Consider the following 16,634-nt stretch of genomic DNA (forward strand, 5'->3'; position numbering starts at 1 on the left):
CAAAAGCCAGATTGAAGCCCGAAATCACAAGTAACGGAAAAAAGCGGGAAGCAAAAGCCGTATTGAAGCCCGAAATCTCAAGTAACGGAAAAAAACGAAAAGCAAAAGCCGTATTGAAGCCCGAAATCTCAAGTAAAGGAAAAAAACGGGAAGCAAAAGCCAGATTGAAGCCCGAAATCTCAAGTAACAGGGAAAAGTGGATCACAAAAGCGAGATATGAACCCGAAATCTCCAATAATATGATGCGCCGGGTCACAAAAGTAAAAGACTCACACATCAAGCCCACTATTAAGAAACAGCATCGTGCGAAACCCACTCCAGTAAAAAAAACTAATAATTCCATTCAAGCTAACCACCCATCATCTCAACAAACACATAAGCTCAGCCCTTCAGAATCAACTTTGTCGAAATTTCACTAATAAAATTAAATAGAAATATAGTATACTTGCAATAGCTGAATTATTACTTTGGAGGAAAACTGTATACATGACTTTTAAAGCAAATAACGCGATTAAGTTGGGGAAAGTAATACCTTTTATTCAAAATGGAGATTATTTTTATCAAAAAGGTATTTCATTTTATCGTAAAAATAATATGGATCGGGCGATATATTACCTTGAAAAAGCTATTGAATTGAAAAAGGATGATCCTGTCTACCATTGTCAGCTATCAGCGATTTTAGCAGATAAAGGTGAGTACGAACGTTCAAATGAAATTTTACATTACGTTATCTCAGATTTGGATCCGACGATGTATGAATGTTATTTTTTTATGGCCAATAATTATGCACACCTCGGTTTATTTGAAAAAGCAGAGGAATTGGCTTTTGAATATATTGAGAAAAATGAAGATCAAGAGTTTTTAGATGACTGTATGTCTTTAATTGATCTTTTATGTTTAGAGAAAGATGAGAACTCGTTCGAAAATAAGTTAGACGAAGAGGAATTACTTATTATTCGTCATGAAAATGCGGTCGCTCACATCGCGCGTGGTCATTATGAGTTGGCGATTGAACAATTTAAACAAATGATTGAAAATCGTCCTAATTTATGGTCGGCTCATAATCAATTAGCAAAAGCACTCTTTTTACAAGGACAGCATCAAGAAGCACTTGAGCGAACGTTTGAAGTGTTAGAAAATGACCCGGGTAACTTCACAGCGTATTGTCACTTAACGAGCTTTTACTTCGAGATGGGTGAAAAAGAAAAGGCCTATGAGTTCGCGTCATGGTTAACAAAGATTAGCCCCATCGATATCGAACAACGCTTTTTACTAGCAGAAACCTTATGTAAAATAGAGCTTTTTAAAGAGAGTTTCTTAAAGCTTCGTTTATTAAAAAAAGACAATTATCATGAAACTACAGACTTCCTACGTTGTTATGCTGTGGCTGCCTATCATTGTGAAGAGAAGGAACGGGCTTATATCAATTTGCGGAAAGCCGCAAGACTCGGTGACCAAAAAGCTGAAAAATTTCTAGCGGATGAAGCAAACGGTTTGCTTAACAACGAGAATGTTCGGTATAATTAATACACCTAAGGGTATAAATTACTCGTTTTCTAAAACCAATAAAACAGCTTAACCAGATGGACGTTCGACGGACCAGCAGTCGCAAATGGCTTGTATTAAAAATAGAGATGAAATAATCAAGCAATTTATTGGACTTCTGAAAAAGATATAACTACGATAGACAGAGAAGATAAGTGGAATACTAATTGGGGAATAGTAAAGATAACGATCAAAAGCCCTTAGCTAGTAACCAGAAGGAGTGAGATAGATGAGTGAAGAGAAAATTTATGATGTGATTATTGCTGGAGCCGGTCCTGCGGGGATGACAGCTGCGGTTTACACATCACGCGCGAATTTAAGCACGGTCATGGTTGAAAGAGGCGTTCCTGGAGGCCAAATGGCGAATACAGAAGACGTAGAGAACTATCCTGGATTTGACCATATTCTTGGTCCTGATCTTTCAAACAAAATGTTCGAGCACGCCAAAAAATTCGGTGCTGAATATGCCTATGGTGATATTAAAGAAATTATTGACGGCGAAGATTATAAAATTGTTAAAGCTGGAAGCAAAGAGTTTAAAGCAAAAGCGGTTATCGTAGCAACAGGTGCCGAGTATAAAAAGATAGGTGTACCAGGAGAAAAAGAATTAAGTGGCCGCGGGGTTTCTTATTGTGCGGTTTGTGACGGTGCGTTCTTTAAAGGAAAAGAACTTGTAGTTGTCGGCGGCGGAGACTCTGCTGTAGAAGAAGCGGTTTATTTAACTCGCTTTGCTACAAAAGTAACGGTCGTACACCGTCGCGACGAATTAAGAGCACAAAAAATTCTTCAACAGCGTGCTTTCGATAACGAAAAGGTTGAATTCATTTGGAACCATACGGTCAAAGAAATTAATGAAGCAGAAGGAAAAGTGGGCAGTGTCACTCTTGTCAGCACGGAAACAGGTGAAGAACGTGAATTTAATACAGACGGTGTCTTTATTTACATTGGCATGCTGCCGCTAAATGCTTCGGTTCTAAATTTGGGGATTACAAATGAAGACGGTTATGTTGTAACAAACGATGAAATGGAAACGAAAGTACCAGGCATCTTTGCAGCTGGTGATATTCGGGAAAAGACTCTTCGACAAATTGTTACAGCAACAGGGGATGGAAGTATTGCTGCTCAAAGCGCTCAACATTACATTGAAACATTAGCTGAAAAAGCGAAAGCAAAGTAATAGCAAGTCTAATGAAGGGGAAAACGAGTAAAGATTGGTTTGGAATTTACACATCGACAATAATTGACAAAAAATCTTTACAAAACGTAACTGTGTCTTAACTCTTTTGTAACAGTCATGAAACATAAAAAGGTTACTATAAGAGTAAGTAATTGACCCCCTTTTTTATATATTACTTTGAAGCACGGACATAAATTTGTTCGTGCGCTTTTTTTTTTATGATAGAACTGTTTTTATTAATCAAGATCTTACGATTGAAAAAAATGCAGTGCTTCGGATTACAACATGAGATCGAGGAATATAATTACTATAGCAAAACAACACCTCGTATCTTGAAACGAGCGCTATGTATCTGGCATTAACGTGATTTAATGATCCCGTTTAACTGGCGCTACAACTCCCGCTGAAAAAGTTTCATTTTATGACGATAGTTTATTTGAGTTAAATCTAAAATACTAAAAACGTAGAAATCCTTCATCTTAGAAAATTCCTTCATCCGAAAGAAACACATCATTCAACGAAAATTCCAATACCACATCCATCTGAATGGATCCGACAAAATTTGATTATTTCAGTATGTATTACCATCTATCTGGTAGGGAGCTTACCGTTGTGACTACAACTGTTTGATAGTATACTTAGGTCATGAGAACGTGAGGTGAGTCGTGTGCAGAGAGTTACGAATTGTATTGTTGTGAAAGACGGATCGATTTTAATGTTACAGAAACCTCGCCGGGGCTGGTGGGTTGTACCGGGCGGGAAAATGGAGATAGGTGAGTCCGTACTAGAAGCAGTAAAACGAGAATATCGTGAAGAAACGGGACTTACTGTCATTAATCCAAAAATTAATGGTATTTTTACGATTGTCATAAAAGACGGCGATGCCATTCAATCGGAATGGATGTTATTCACGTTTAAAGCCGATCAATTTACTGGGGTTCCACTCGAACAGTCTCCTGAAGGAAAATTAGAGTGGAAGCGTATAGATGAAGTGAAAGAACTGCCGATGGCTGCAGGCGATCGATTCATTTACGAGCATCTGTTATACAATGATGAGCCTCTTTACGGTACGTTCCACTATACACCTGATTTCCAACTTCTTTCATACCGCTTAGAACCGAATCAGCAGGAAAAGTAATTGTTTCTTACTTTTCCTTGTCTAGTTCCAGGTGCCATCGGCTCGAGGTCGCTTTGGTCCATTAAGCGTGTCTAAAGAACAAGACACTTATTACTGGCCTTCAAGTGTTTGTCGCCGATAAGCAGGCACCTTGCACTTTTCTTAGAAATTTCAATAAAATGAAGTAAGGTGATAAAGATGACAGAACAAAAGGAAGATATTCAAATTGTCATTATTACAGGAATGTCTGGGGCAGGAAAAACAGTAGCTGTTCAAAGCTTTGAAGATTTAGGATATTTTTGTGTAGATAATTTACCTCCAGCCCTGATTCCGAAGTTTATTGATCTCATTGAAAGCTCAGGCGGTAAGATGAATAAAGTCGCTTTAGTTATTGACCTTAGAGGTCGTGAGTTTTTTGATCATTTCTTCGAAGTCATTGATAAATTAGGAAACTCGTCAAATCTTCATTTAAATCCGCAAGTTTTATTTTTAGATGCAAAAGATGCTAAATTAGTCCAGCGTTATAAAGAAACACGTCGCTCTCATCCGTTGGCACCAAAGGGCCTGCCGCTCGAGGGCATCAAAGCTGAACGTGAAATGCTCGAGGAATTAAAAGGAAGAGCGCAACAGATTATTGACACAACGGATTTAAAGCCGATCCAATTGCGTGAAAAGATCAGCCAGCGATTCTCTACTGAAGAACAACCGCTATTCTCTGTAAACCTCATGTCGTTTGGATTTAAATATGGGATACCGATTGACGCGGATCTCGTATTTGACGTTCGATTTTTACCGAATCCACACTATATTGACCATATGCGTCCAAAGACTGGACTTGATGAAGAAGTATCTTCGTATGTCTTAAAATGGTCAGAAACACAGCAATTTATTGAGAAACTTCGTGACCTGCTTGTTTATATGCTTCCGCAATATAAGCGTGAAGGAAAAAGCCAACTTGTTGTTGGTATTGGTTGTACAGGCGGGAAGCATCGCTCGGTAACCTTGGCTGAGTATTTTGGGGAATATTTTTCAAAAGAGTATGTCGTCCATGTGAGTCATCGAGATATTGAAAAAGGAAAGGACAGACACTAGTGGAAAAGAAAAAAAAGGTTGTTGTCATCGGGGGAGGAACCGGTTTATCGGTTCTTTTACGGGGGTTAAAAACATTTCCGGTGGATATTACAGCAATCGTAACGGTAGCTGATGATGGGGGAAGTTCAGGACGGTTACGAAAAGAATTGCATATCCCACCACCAGGAGATGTCAGGAATGTACTCGTCGCTTTGGCTGAGGTAGAACCGTTAGTAGAGCAGTTATTTCAACACCGTTTTCAAAATGGAGACGGTCTAAGCGGGCATTCTTTAGGGAACTTACTTCTTGCGGGGATGACGTCGCTGACGGGCGATTTTGCAAGAGGGATTAGTGAGCTTAGTAAAGTTTTAAATGTAAGGGGAAAAGTGTATCCTGCTGCGAATCAAAGTATTGTCCTTCATGCTAAAATGATTGATGGTACGATTGTCACTGGGGAGTCTAAAATTCCTCAGGTCGGTAAACAAATTAAACAAGTCTATGTGACACCTGCTAACGTGTCGCCATTAAAAGAAAGCATTGAGGCGATACAGCAAGCTGATAGTATTGTAATTGGACCTGGGAGCCTGTATACGAGTGTTCTCCCTAATTTACTTGTTCCTGGTATTACGGAAGAAGTCAAAAAAGCAGCAGCGAAGAAAATCTATATTTGTAATGTCATGACTCAACCGGGTGAAACCGACCGGTACCGCGCATCGGATCATGTTAAAGCGATTGTGGACCATTGCGGCAATCAGCTTTTAGACTACATCGTTGTTAACCAACAACTGATACCACCAGATATCATCTCCCGCTATGCAGAAGAGGGAGCTGAACCTGTGGAATTTGATCAGATGCAACTCAAATCCTATGGAATTCGTATAGTTAACGAGTCATTTTTACAATATAAAGACAAACTAATCAGGCATGATGCCAATAAAGTAGCTCAAATGATCCTACAGCTAACATAGTGTAAACGGCTAGAAATATGGGGGTGAGACTGTTGTCATTTGCTGCAACTACTAAAAAAGAACTCACTCAATTAGAGATAGATGACTGTTGTGCGAAAGCTGAATTAACGGCTCTTATTCGAATGAACGGCTCTCTTGCATTTAGCAATCAAAAAATGATGTTAGATATTACGACAGAGAATGCCGCAATTGCGAGAAGAATCTATACACTAGTAAAGAGGTTATTTCCGCAAACTCATATGGAGTTACTTGTTCGAAAAAAGATGCGTTTGAAAAAAAATAATGTCTATTTAGTGAGAATTTCACAAGAAGCGAGGCAAACTCTTGAGAATTTAGGTATTATAGGGGAAGGATTTACTTTTATCCGTACAATCTCTTCTGCGATCGTTCAGAAACATTGTTGCCGTCGTGGATACTTAAGGGGAGCTTTTCTAGCGGGAGGTTCAATTAACCATCCTGAAACGTCTTCTTATCATTTAGAAATCTTTTCACTGTATGAAGAGCATAATCAATCTTTATGTGAGTTAATGAATTCTTTTGATTTAAATGCGAAAACATTAGAACGTAAGAAAGGATTCATAACCTATATAAAAGAAAGTGAAAAGATTACCGAGTTTCTAAATATTATCGGAGCCCACCAAGCGTTACTCTATTTCGAAGATGTCCGCATCATGAAAGATATGAGGAACTCTGTAAACCGTCTTGTCAATTGTGAAACAGCGAACTTGAATAAAACGGTAGGAGCTGCTTTACGACAGGTGGAAAATATTCGCTTGGTTGATCGTGAAATCGGTTTAGTGAATTTGCCAGGCAAGCTGAGGGAAATTGCTGAGCTTCGAGTGAAGCACCAGGATGTGACCTTGAAAGAGCTAGGAGAGATGGTGTCTACCGGAAAAGTTAGTAAATCTGGAGTCAATCATCGCCTTCGTAAAATAGATGACTTAGCGGAACGGCTTCGTTCAGGTGAACAGTTAACAGGATTTTAAGATGAATGTTATTGTCTTTTTGGATGAACGAACCGAAACAAATCATAGGAAAAGACATATTTTATTTAGTGAAAAATAAGGAGGTAGTTCGCTTGATCCAAAAACAATTAGAAGTGAAGTTAAAAACAGGTCTTCAAGCTCGACCAGCAGCACTATTTGTTCAAGAGGCTAACCGTTATTCTTCAGATATTTTTATTGAAAAAGACAATAAAAAAGTAAATGCGAAGAGTATTATGGGGATCATGAGCCTTGCGATCGGTAAAGGTGTTATGGTCAATGTGATCGTTGACGGTAAGGACGAAGAAGAAGCAATTGAAGCACTAGAAGCTTTTATTTCAAACGAAGAATAATTCAAAATCTGAGCGACGACAACTAGTCCAGCTCAGGTTTTTTTAATTGTGAAGCGTTTGGCTTGGTGTTTGACATTGTTGATTTCGCTTGCAATGTGCGCAATTACAGATAGCTACGAGCATCTATAGTAGTTCCGCCGATATAATGGAAATGCGCCGATAAATGAAATAGTTGCGCCGATAAGTGAGTAGTCCGCCGAACTAATGGAAGTTGCGGCGATAAGTGAAGTAGTTCCGCCGATATAATGGAAATGCGGCGATAAGTGAAGTGGTTTCGCCGAACTAATGGAAGTTGCACCGATAAATGAAATAGTTCCGCCGAACTAATGGAAGTTGCGGCGATAAGTGAAGTAGTTCCGCCGACTAATGGAAGTTGCGCCGATATAATGGAAATGCGGCGATAAGTGAAGTAGTTCCGCCGATATAATGGAGATTACGCCGATAAGTGAAGTAGTTCCACCAAAACATGGAGCTCACTACATAAAAGTGTGAGAACTCCATATAAAAGTAGATGCACCAACACCACAGCTAACACTTAATCCGTTGCTTCTAACAACAACAGAAAATCCCCTAGCCTTAACTCGCTAGGGGATTTTGTTTCGATCAATTGATTACTTTTCAGTAGATGTTGATGAAATTACGTTGTCAATTAGACCGTATTCTTTTGCTTTTTCAGCAGTCATGAAGTTGTCACGGTCTGTATCTCTTTCGATCACTTCTAACGGTTGACCCGTACGTTCTGATAAGATTTGATTTAAGTGCTCACGCATTTGGATAATACGTTTTGCGTGAATTTGGATGTCAGATGCTTGACCTTGTGTTCCTCCAAGTGGTTGGTGAATCATGACTTCACTATTAGGAAGTGCATAACGCTTTCCTTTTTCACCAGCTGCAAGTAAGAAAGCACCCATTGATGCAGCCATACCGATACAAATCGTAGATACTTGTGGTTTAATATAATTCATTGTATCGTAAATCGCCATACCTGCTGTAATCGAACCACCGGGGCTGTTAATGTATAGTGAAATATCTTTTTCTGGATCTTCTGCTTGTAAGAAAAGTAATTGTGCTACGATAGAGTTTGCCACGTTATCATCAATTGCGCTTCCTAGCATAATGATACGATCTTTTAATAGACGTGAGTAAATGTCATAGGCACGTTCACCACGATTTGTTTGTTCAATAACTGTAGGAATTAAATTCATATTCATATCCTCCTTAGTTTTCATATAAATTCGAAGTAGTTATCTTGCTTTTAAGTAATGGTGTTCAATGAATATTGCTTTCTTGTAAACATATGCGAAGATCTAATGTTCTTATGTATATCTTACTCAAAAGGTCAATAAAGGTCAAATGATAACTACCCTCTATATAATACTATTTCGCCTTTTTTACTTTCATCCCTCTTTCATCATAGCCGAAAATAAAAAAAATCAAACTTTATTTTACAGATTGGTTAACATTTTCTCTTTACAGAAATGAAAACTGTTCATAAACTATAGTAAGAGACTATAAAATAGTTGAAAGATGTCAGGTTTTATTGTGTACGTGGTTAAGAAAGCGCTTACAAATTTATGGAAGAAATGTTATCTCGTTTGATTACTATTGAAAATAGATGCTGTAGTCAGACGGATAGTCCGAAGATTAAACGATCAAGGGGAGAGTTGTTATGAGAATGGATGTTGGTCTTTTTCAACAACAGACTACAGGATTATATATGACCAAAGAACTTCGGCAAGCGATCTCACTCCTGCAATATTCAACGACAGAGTTGACTCAATATATACAAGAACAGGCGTTAGAAAATCCGCTGATAGAGCTAGAAGATCATTTTCAGGTTGAGCTTTTAAAGAGGGAAAAGCAAAGAGAAGATCTAGATGAGCGACAATGGGAGAGTGGGTATCGGGAGCAAGAAGTTTCTCCTCTTGATTTCGTTAGCAGTGATCGATATAACCTACAAGACCACTTGCTGTATCAGGCTAAATTTCTTAATTTAGATGAACAAAGCTATGAAATTCTTTGTTATTTCATTCTTCATGTCAATGGTGATGGGTATTTAAGTGAACCGGTTGAGAAAATGGTAGAAGAGTTAGGGATATCTGAAGAAGATGGGGAAGATGTCCTTATGGTACTGCAAAATATGGAACCGACCGGTGTAGGAGCGAGAAATCTTCAAGAGTGCCTTTTACTTCAACTAGCCAAGAGAAAGGATCGAAACATTCTTGCGGAAATGATTGTCGAGAATTATATGCTAATGTTAGCAGAAAGGCGTTGGAAGGAGTTATCGAAGGAATTATCTGTGACCCTTCAAGAAATTCAACAAGTGTATGATTTGATACAAACACTGCAGCCGAGACCGGGTGTTAATTATTCAGATGATCTGCCGAGGTATGTTCAGCCGGATGTTACGGTAGAAGAACTAGAAGGTGAACTCGTTGTCCAAGTTCATGATGACTTGCTTCCAAAAATTCAGTTAAATAAACAGTATCAATCACTATTACATGATAAAAGTTCAGACGCCAATGAATATGTCCGCAAAAAATATGATCAAGTGAAATGGCTATTAAAAAATATTAAACAACGTCAAGTGACTCTTTATCAGGTAACGGATGCGATTGTCCGTCACCAAAAAGAATTTTTCTATAAAGGAGCAGAGGCGTTACGGCCATTAACGTTAAAGCAAATTGCAGAAGAAATTGACGTGCACGAGTCTACGGTAAGTCGTGTGACGACGAATAAATATATGCAGTCGCCGCGTGGTCTTTTTGAATTGAAGTACTTTTTTACAACCGCCCTTACGAATGGGAATGCAGGGGAAACTTCTACCTCTTATGCAAAAGAAGTGATAAAATCGTTAATTGAGAAGGAAGATAAACGAAAGCCTTTATCTGATCAAAAAATTGTTGATGCTTTAAAAACACAGCATGAAATTGAGCTTTCGAGAAGAGCTGTTGCAAAGTATCGAGATGAGATGAAGATCCCGTCTTCTTCTAAACGGAAACGATTTGAATAGTGGAGGTAGTTATGGGTAAGCTAAAAGTAACGTTTTATACAAAAGAAAATTGTTCCCTATGTGACAACGGGTTAGCGGTTTTAAAAATCATTCAAGAAGATATCCCCTTTGATATTGAAATGGTTGATATTTATAAAGACGACGAATTGTTAGAAAAATACCAAGTGATGATTCCAGTGGTTTCAATTGACGATGAAGAAATTGATTACGGAATTGTGACAGAAGAAAAAATAAGAAAACGTTTACTTTCAGTTTGTCGATAAAATCTACTTGAAGTTTGGATCAATTCCTTGTTACAATGAGTATGTTGAAGGAATTGGTCTTTTTTTTTACGCTAGATGGGACACATTTTGTCACACAGGGACATATAATGACCCTATAAAAGGGGATGTATAACAATAGAAGGAGAAAAAGGATGAGAAATCTTTTTGACATTCAACAAAAGCTCGTTCCTGATCTACTTGAGGTTTTGTTGAAGCGTTATAGAATACTCCAATACATTCGTTTGATGGAACCGATTGGACGAAGAAGTCTCTCTTCTAGTATGGACATTAGTGAAAGAATTTTACGCAGTGAAGTTACTTTCCTAAAAGACCAACGCCTAGTTCATGTAGCAAGTGCAGGAATGAGTTTAACGAAAGACGGTAAGAATTTATTACTGGAACTCGAAGGCATGATGAAAGAGTTATTAGGTTTGAAAGCTCTTGAAAAACAACTTGCACATGAATACCAATTAAAAAACGTCATTGTCGTTCCGGGTGATAGTGATCAATATGATTGGGTAAAGAAAGAAATGGGGCGTGCTTGTGTCCACTACTTAAAGCAACATGTAGCCAATCAGGCGACAGTAGCGATTACAGGTGGTACAACCGTTGCAGCTGTTGCTGAAATGATGGGTTCAGATTTTCAGAGAGATGATTTGTTGTTTGTACCTGCAAGAGGTGGAATTGGAGAAGAAGTTGAAAATCAGGCAAATACGATTTGTGCTGAAATGGCAAGACAAACAGGCGCTTCGTATCGATTATTACATGTCCCTGATCAACTAAGTGAAGAAACGTATTCTTCTTTAATCTCAGAACCGTCTGTTCAAAGTGTTCTACACAACATTACGAGCGCCACTGTAGTTATTCATGGAATTGGAGAAGCTAAAACGATGGCCAAACGACGCGGGGCGTCAGAAGAGTTTCTACAAAAGCTTGTGAACCACGAGGCAGTTGCTGAAGCTTTTGGTTATTATTTTGATCATTTAGGAGATATTATTCACAGGGAGCGTACAATCGGACTTCAACTCGAGCACTTAAACGAAGAAAAGCAAGTCATCGCCATTGCAGGCGGCGCTTCGAAAAGCGTTGCGATTGCCGCTTACTTAAAAAACCGAAAAAGCAGCATACTGATCACCGATGAAGGAGCAGCCAGACAAATGCTCAACTAACCTTTGTGCTTTGCGGTGCCAGGCACCTATTGCGCTTTACTGCGTAAAAGCCAACGCGTATTGCTAGACAGAAATACCTAAATTTTAAAAAAAGGGCTCGCCCTTTTCATAAAAAACGATGAACAAGCATGCACAAATGACTAATTGAAGGCACCATTTTCAAAAAATGGTGCCAGGCACCTTTACTTAACTAAAGCAATTGCCAGATGCTCATCGTTTACGTTTTATATACTAAGGAGGAAATTGAAAATGGCAACTAAAATTGGAATTAATGGATTTGGACGTATCGGAAGACTTGTATTTCGCGCAGCACTTAAAAACCCTAACGTAGAGGTAGTTGCAATTAACGACTTAACAGATGCTAACATGTTAGCTCATCTTTTAAAATATGACTCAGTACACGGGAAACTTGATGCAGAAGTATCAGTTAACGAAGACAGCCTAGTTGTAAACGGACAAGAGATTAAAGTTATCGCGGAGCGTGACCCAGCTCAATTAGGATGGGGTAATCTTGGTGTAGAAGTAGTAGTTGAATCAACTGGACGCTTCACTAACCGTGAAGATGCTGCAAAGCATATTGAAGCAGGAGCTAAGAAAGTAATCATCTCAGCACCAGCAAACAACGAAGATATCACTGTAGTAATGGGTGTAAACCACGAGCAATATGATGCAGCAAGCCACCACGTTATTTCAAATGCATCATGTACAACAAACTGTTTAGCACCGTTTGCTAAAGTATTAAATGATCAATTTGGAATTCGTCGCGGTATGATGACAACTGTTCACTCTTACACGAACGACCAACAAATCCTTGACTTACCGCACAAAGACTACCGTCGTGCACGTGCAGCAGCTGAAAACATCATCCCAACAACTACTGGTGCAGCGAAAGCAGTAGCGCTTGTTTTACCAGAGCTAAAAGGGAAATTAAACGGTGGAGCGATGCGTGTTCCAACTCCAAACGTTTCATTAGTTGACTTAGTTGTCGAGCTTGATAAAGAAGTGACAGCTGAAGATGTAAACAACGCTTTTAAAGAAGCTGCAGAAGGTCCATTAAAAGGAATTCTTGGTTACTCTGAAGAGCCGCTAGTTTCTGGTGACTATAACGGAAACCCAGATTCTTCTACTATCGATGCTCTTTCAACAATGGTTATGGAAGGTAACATGGTAAAAGTAATCTCTTGGTACGATAACGAAGCAGGATATTCGCACAGAGTTGTAGATTTAGTTGAATATATGGCAAAGCAAGGACTATAATCGTTTATAGTGAAAGTTTTGGAAAGGGAGGAGAAATGCACCATACGTTTTTTCTCCCTTTTTCTAAAATCTTTCTAAATGTTGAGTTCAAATGAGGGGGTTCACTAAGTGAATAAGAAGTCAATTCGCGATGTTGAATTAACAGGAAAGAAAGTTTTTTGCCGTGTCGATTTTAATGTCCCAATGAACAATGGGGAAGTATCAGATGACACGAGAATTCGTGCTGCGCTGCCAACGATTCAGCACCTAGTGGAACAAGGAGCAAAAGTTATCCTTGCGAGTCACCTTGGTCGTCCAAAAGGGCAAGTCGTTGAAGAGCTTCGTCTAGATGCAGTAGCGAAACGTCTAAGTGATTTATTAGAAAAAGAAGTGACAAAAACAGACGAAGCATTTGGGGCTGAAGTCGATCAAGCCATCTCGTCCATGCAAAATGGTGATGTTCTTCTTTTAGAAAACGTTCGCTTCTATCCAGGTGAAGAGAAAAATGCTCCTGAATTAGCACAGCAATTTTCAGCATTAGCTGACCTGTATGTAAACGATGCATTCGGTGCTGCCCACCGCGCGCACGCATCGACAGAAGGGATTGCTCACCACATCCCAGCGGTTGCAGGCTTTTTAATGGAAAAAGAGCTTGAAGTGTTAGGGAAAGCATTATCTAACCCAGAGCGTCCATTTACAGCGATCATCGGTGGGGCAAAAGTTAAAGATAAAATTGGGGTCATCGAAAATCTACTTGAAAAAGTAGACAACTTAATTATCGGTGGCGGACTAGCATATACGTTTGTTAAAGCAAAAGGCTATGAAATCGGTCAATCTTTATTAGAAGCAGATAAAATTGATTTAGCTAAAGGCTTTATCGAAAAAGCAGAACAAAAAGGCGTTAAATTATATATGCCAGAAGATGTTGTTGTCGCTAACGAATTTTCAAAAGATGCAACGACACAAGTTGTGGATATTGATCAAATCCCAGCGGACTGGCAAGGACTTGATATCGGACCGAAAACGGTTGATACATACCGTAATGTAATTCTAGATTCTAAGCTTGTTATTTGGAATGGACCGATGGGTGTATTCGAATGGGAAGCATTTGCTAACGGAACAAAATCTGTAGCTGTTGCACTTGCGGATGCTAACGATACGTTCACTGTTATTGGCGGTGGAGACTCTGCAGCGGCAGTAGAGAAATTTGAATTAGCTGAAAGCATGAGCCACATCTCGACAGGTGGAGGCGCATCTTTAGAATTTATGGAAGGTAAATACCTCCCGGGAGTAGTAGCTTTAAACGATAAGTAATCAAGAGAGGATGTTCATAATTGCGTAAACCTATCATTGCTGGAAACTGGAAAATGAACAAAACACTTGGTGAAGCACTTCAGTTTGTGGATCAAGTCAAAGGAGCGATTCCAACAAGTGAACTAGTCGACTCAGTGGTTTGTTCTCCTGCCTTATTCCTTGATGCATTAGTGAAAAGTGTAGAAGGAACAGAATTAAAAGTTGGGGCACAAAATATGCACTTTGAAGAAAGTGGTGCATTTACGGGTGAAATTAGTCCGGTCGCTCTAGCTGACATCGGCGCAAGCTATGTGATTATTGGTCACTCGGAGCGTCGTGAAATGTTCAATGAAACGGATCAAACAGTCAATAAAAAAGTAAAAGCAGCTTTCGCACACCGCCTGATCCCAATTATGTGCTGCGGCGAAACGTTAGAGCAGCGCGAAGCAGGTCAAACGAATGAACTTGTTGGTGATCAAGTGAGAAAAGGTCTTGAAGGACTTACAGCAGACCAAGTCAAACAACTTGTTATTGCCTACGAGCCAATTTGGGCAATCGGTACAGGGAAATCTTCTTCTGCTCAAGAAGCGAATGAAACATGCGCACACATCCGTACAGTTGTGGCAGACATGTACTCACAAGAAGTGGCAGATGCCGTTCGCATTCAATACGGTGGAAGTGTAAAACCCGCAAACATCGCTGAGTATCTTGGTCAGAGTGACATCGACGGGGCTTTAGTCGGTGGTGCAAGTTTAGAAGCTGATTCATTTTTACAGCTTTTGGAGGCAAAGTAAAATGAGTAAGAAACCAGTGGCAATGATAATCCTTGATGGATTTGCCTTAAGAGATGAAACAAAGGGGAATGCGGTTACCCACGCAAAAAAGCCAAACTTTGACCGCTATTGGAACACCTATCCTCATGCACAATTAAAAGCCTCAGGTGAAGCGGTTGGTTTACCAGAAGGACAAATGGGGAACTCGGAAGTGGGTCACTTAAACATTGGAGCTGGGAGAGTCGTTTACCAAAGCTTAACGAGAGTCAACCTGTCCATCCGGGAAGGTGACTTTTATAAAAACGAAACGTTCAACAAGGCCATGGATCATGTGAAAGAAAAAAATAGCAGCTTACATATTTACGGACTTCTTTCGGATGGTGGCGTTCATAGTCACATTGATCATTTGTTCGCCTTACTGGAGATGGCTAAATCGAAAGGGCTAGACAAAGTATACATTCATGGATTTTTAGATGGTCGTGATGTTGGGCCAACTACAGCAGAAGTCTACATTCGAGCACTTATCGATAAAACGGAAGATTTAGGTGTTGGAAAAATTGCGACCATTCACGGTAGATATTACGCGATGGACCGCGATCAACGCTGGGAACGTGTAGAAAAGTCGTACCGAGCAATGGTTTATGGTGAAGGACCATCTTATCAAAATGCGCTTGAAGTGCTAGAAGACTCTTATAAGAACGAAATTCATGATGAATTTGTTCTTCCGTCTGTCGTTAAAGATGAAAACGATCAACCGGTTGGAACAATCAAAAATGACGATGCGATTATCTTCTTTAACTTCCGTCCAGACCGTGCGATCCAAATGTCCCAAGTGTTTACGAACGAAGATTTTAGAGGGTTTGACCGTGGTGAGGCATTTCCGAGAAACTTACACTACGTGTGCTTAACACATTTTAGCGAGACCGTTCAAGGCTTTGTGGCGTTCCAGCCAACGAATCTAGATAACACACTAGGAGAAGTTCTCTCGCAACAAGGCTATAAACAGCTTCGAATTGCGGAAACGGAAAAATATCCTCACGTCACGTTCTTTTTCAGTGGTGGTAGAGAAGAGCCGTTTTCTGGTGAAGAACGTATATTAATCGACTCGCCAAAAGTGGCTACATATGATTTAAAGCCAGAGATGAGTGCTTATGAAGTAACTGATGCCCTGTTAAAAGAGATCGAAGCGGATAAGCATGATGCGATCATTTTAAACTTTGCCAACCCAGATATGGTTGGGCACTCAGGGATGTTAGATCCAACGGTAAAGGCAATTGAAGCTGTGGATGAGTGTTTAGGAAAAATAGTCGATGCGATCATTGCAAAAGGCGGCCATGCAATCATCACGGCAGACCACGGAAATGCCGATGAAGTCATCACTTTAGAAGGCACTCCAATGACTGCTCACACAACAAATCCGGTTCCAGTCATCGTTACAAAAGAAAGTGTGGAATTAAGAGAAGATGGGATTTTAGCCGATCTTTCTCCAACTCTTTTACACTTACTTGGTGGCGACCAACCGAAAGAAATGACAGGAAAAACATTAATTAAGTAAATTTTGTTAATTTTTTGTGTCGTTAAAGGAATTTAAATTATAATCACGAATGAGTGATAGGCAATAACGACATCCTATAAATGGATACGAATGATTATACTTAGCATTTTTATGAAAA

16 protein-coding genes are annotated in these 16,634 nt (G+C 39.5%); 15 read left to right on the top strand and 1 reads right to left on the bottom strand.

Annotated elements, in window-relative coordinates:
* From AC2VNP_RS07200 to AC2VNP_RS07235, 8 genes are all read left to right on the top strand, one after another.
* On the top strand, positions 1 to 419 hold a 419-nt coding region (locus AC2VNP_RS07200), incomplete at its 5' end, for a hypothetical protein (protein ID WP_486916672.1).
* A 67-nt stretch (positions 420 to 486) separates the two neighbouring features.
* Positions 487 to 1,527 (top strand): tetratricopeptide repeat protein, encoded by a 1,041-nt coding sequence (locus AC2VNP_RS07205; RefSeq protein WP_486916673.1) that lies wholly within the window; start codon positions 487 to 489, stop codon positions 1,525 to 1,527.
* 247 nt (positions 1,528 to 1,774) lie between these two features.
* On the top strand, positions 1,775 to 2,722 hold the full coding sequence (gene trxB, locus AC2VNP_RS07210; RefSeq protein WP_486916674.1) for a thioredoxin-disulfide reductase: 948 nt from the start codon (positions 1,775 to 1,777) through the stop codon (positions 2,720 to 2,722).
* Between the two features lie 658 nt (positions 2,723 to 3,380).
* Entirely contained in the window at positions 3,381 to 3,860 is a 480-nt protein-coding gene (locus AC2VNP_RS07215; RefSeq protein WP_486916675.1) for an NUDIX domain-containing protein, read from the top strand.
* Positions 3,861 to 4,037: 177 nt separating this feature from the next.
* On the top strand, positions 4,038 to 4,931 hold the full coding sequence (rapZ, locus tag AC2VNP_RS07220) for an RNase adapter RapZ (protein ID WP_275118721.1): 894 nt from the start codon (positions 4,038 to 4,040) through the stop codon (positions 4,929 to 4,931).
* The gene (locus AC2VNP_RS07225) at positions 4,931 to 5,878 is read left to right on the top strand and encodes a gluconeogenesis factor YvcK family protein (RefSeq protein WP_486916676.1); all 948 of its coding nucleotides are present in this window, start codon (positions 4,931 to 4,933) and stop codon (positions 5,876 to 5,878) included. The genes rapZ and AC2VNP_RS07225 overlap by 1 nt, the downstream gene beginning before the upstream one ends.
* 32 nt (positions 5,879 to 5,910) lie before the next feature.
* Positions 5,911 to 6,864, top strand: a complete 954-nt coding sequence (gene whiA, locus AC2VNP_RS07230) for a DNA-binding protein WhiA (RefSeq protein ID WP_486916677.1) — start codon at positions 5,911 to 5,913, stop codon at positions 6,862 to 6,864.
* A 92-nt stretch (positions 6,865 to 6,956) separates the two neighbouring features.
* On the top strand, positions 6,957 to 7,214 hold the full coding sequence (locus AC2VNP_RS07235; RefSeq protein WP_275118724.1) for an HPr family phosphocarrier protein: 258 nt from the start codon (positions 6,957 to 6,959) through the stop codon (positions 7,212 to 7,214).
* A gap of 611 nt (positions 7,215 to 7,825) precedes the next feature.
* Here the strand turns inward: AC2VNP_RS07235 and clpP are convergent.
* Entirely contained in the window at positions 7,826 to 8,443 is a 618-nt protein-coding gene (gene clpP / locus AC2VNP_RS07240) for an ATP-dependent Clp endopeptidase proteolytic subunit ClpP (RefSeq protein WP_275118725.1), read from the bottom strand.
* Positions 8,444 to 8,883: 440 nt separating this feature from the next.
* Between clpP and rpoN the strand changes: the two genes are divergently transcribed.
* The 7 genes from rpoN to gpmI all read left to right on the top strand — a co-directional run bounded on the left by rpoN (position 8,884) and on the right by gpmI (position 16,516).
* A complete protein-coding gene (rpoN, locus tag AC2VNP_RS07245) occupies positions 8,884 to 10,227 on the top strand; it encodes an RNA polymerase factor sigma-54 (protein WP_486916678.1) in 1,344 nt (447 codons plus the stop codon).
* 11 nt (positions 10,228 to 10,238) lie between these two features.
* Positions 10,239 to 10,490, top strand: coding sequence for a glutaredoxin family protein (locus AC2VNP_RS07250; protein WP_486916679.1), 252 nt, complete (start codon positions 10,239 to 10,241; stop codon positions 10,488 to 10,490).
* A 152-nt stretch (positions 10,491 to 10,642) separates the two neighbouring features.
* Complete coding sequence (locus AC2VNP_RS07255; protein WP_486916680.1) at positions 10,643 to 11,659, top strand: sugar-binding transcriptional regulator; 1,017 nt, start codon at positions 10,643 to 10,645, stop codon at positions 11,657 to 11,659.
* 249 nt (positions 11,660 to 11,908) lie between these two features.
* Positions 11,909 to 12,916: a type I glyceraldehyde-3-phosphate dehydrogenase gene (gap, locus tag AC2VNP_RS07260; RefSeq protein ID WP_486916681.1), complete on the top strand. Its 1,008-nt coding sequence runs from the start codon at positions 11,909 to 11,911 to the stop codon at positions 12,914 to 12,916.
* A gap of 108 nt (positions 12,917 to 13,024) precedes the next feature.
* Positions 13,025 to 14,209: a phosphoglycerate kinase gene (locus AC2VNP_RS07265; protein WP_486916682.1), complete on the top strand. Its 1,185-nt coding sequence runs from the start codon at positions 13,025 to 13,027 to the stop codon at positions 14,207 to 14,209.
* Between the two features lie 20 nt (positions 14,210 to 14,229).
* On the top strand, positions 14,230 to 14,982 hold the full coding sequence (tpiA, locus tag AC2VNP_RS07270; RefSeq protein ID WP_486916683.1) for a triose-phosphate isomerase: 753 nt from the start codon (positions 14,230 to 14,232) through the stop codon (positions 14,980 to 14,982).
* Between the two features lies 1 nt (position 14,983).
* The gene (gpmI, locus tag AC2VNP_RS07275; protein WP_486916684.1) at positions 14,984 to 16,516 is read left to right on the top strand and encodes a 2,3-bisphosphoglycerate-independent phosphoglycerate mutase; all 1,533 of its coding nucleotides are present in this window, start codon (positions 14,984 to 14,986) and stop codon (positions 16,514 to 16,516) included.
* Positions 16,517 to 16,634: the final 118 nt, after the last annotated feature.

The organism is Alkalihalobacterium sp. TH-98 (genome assembly GCF_057473385.1).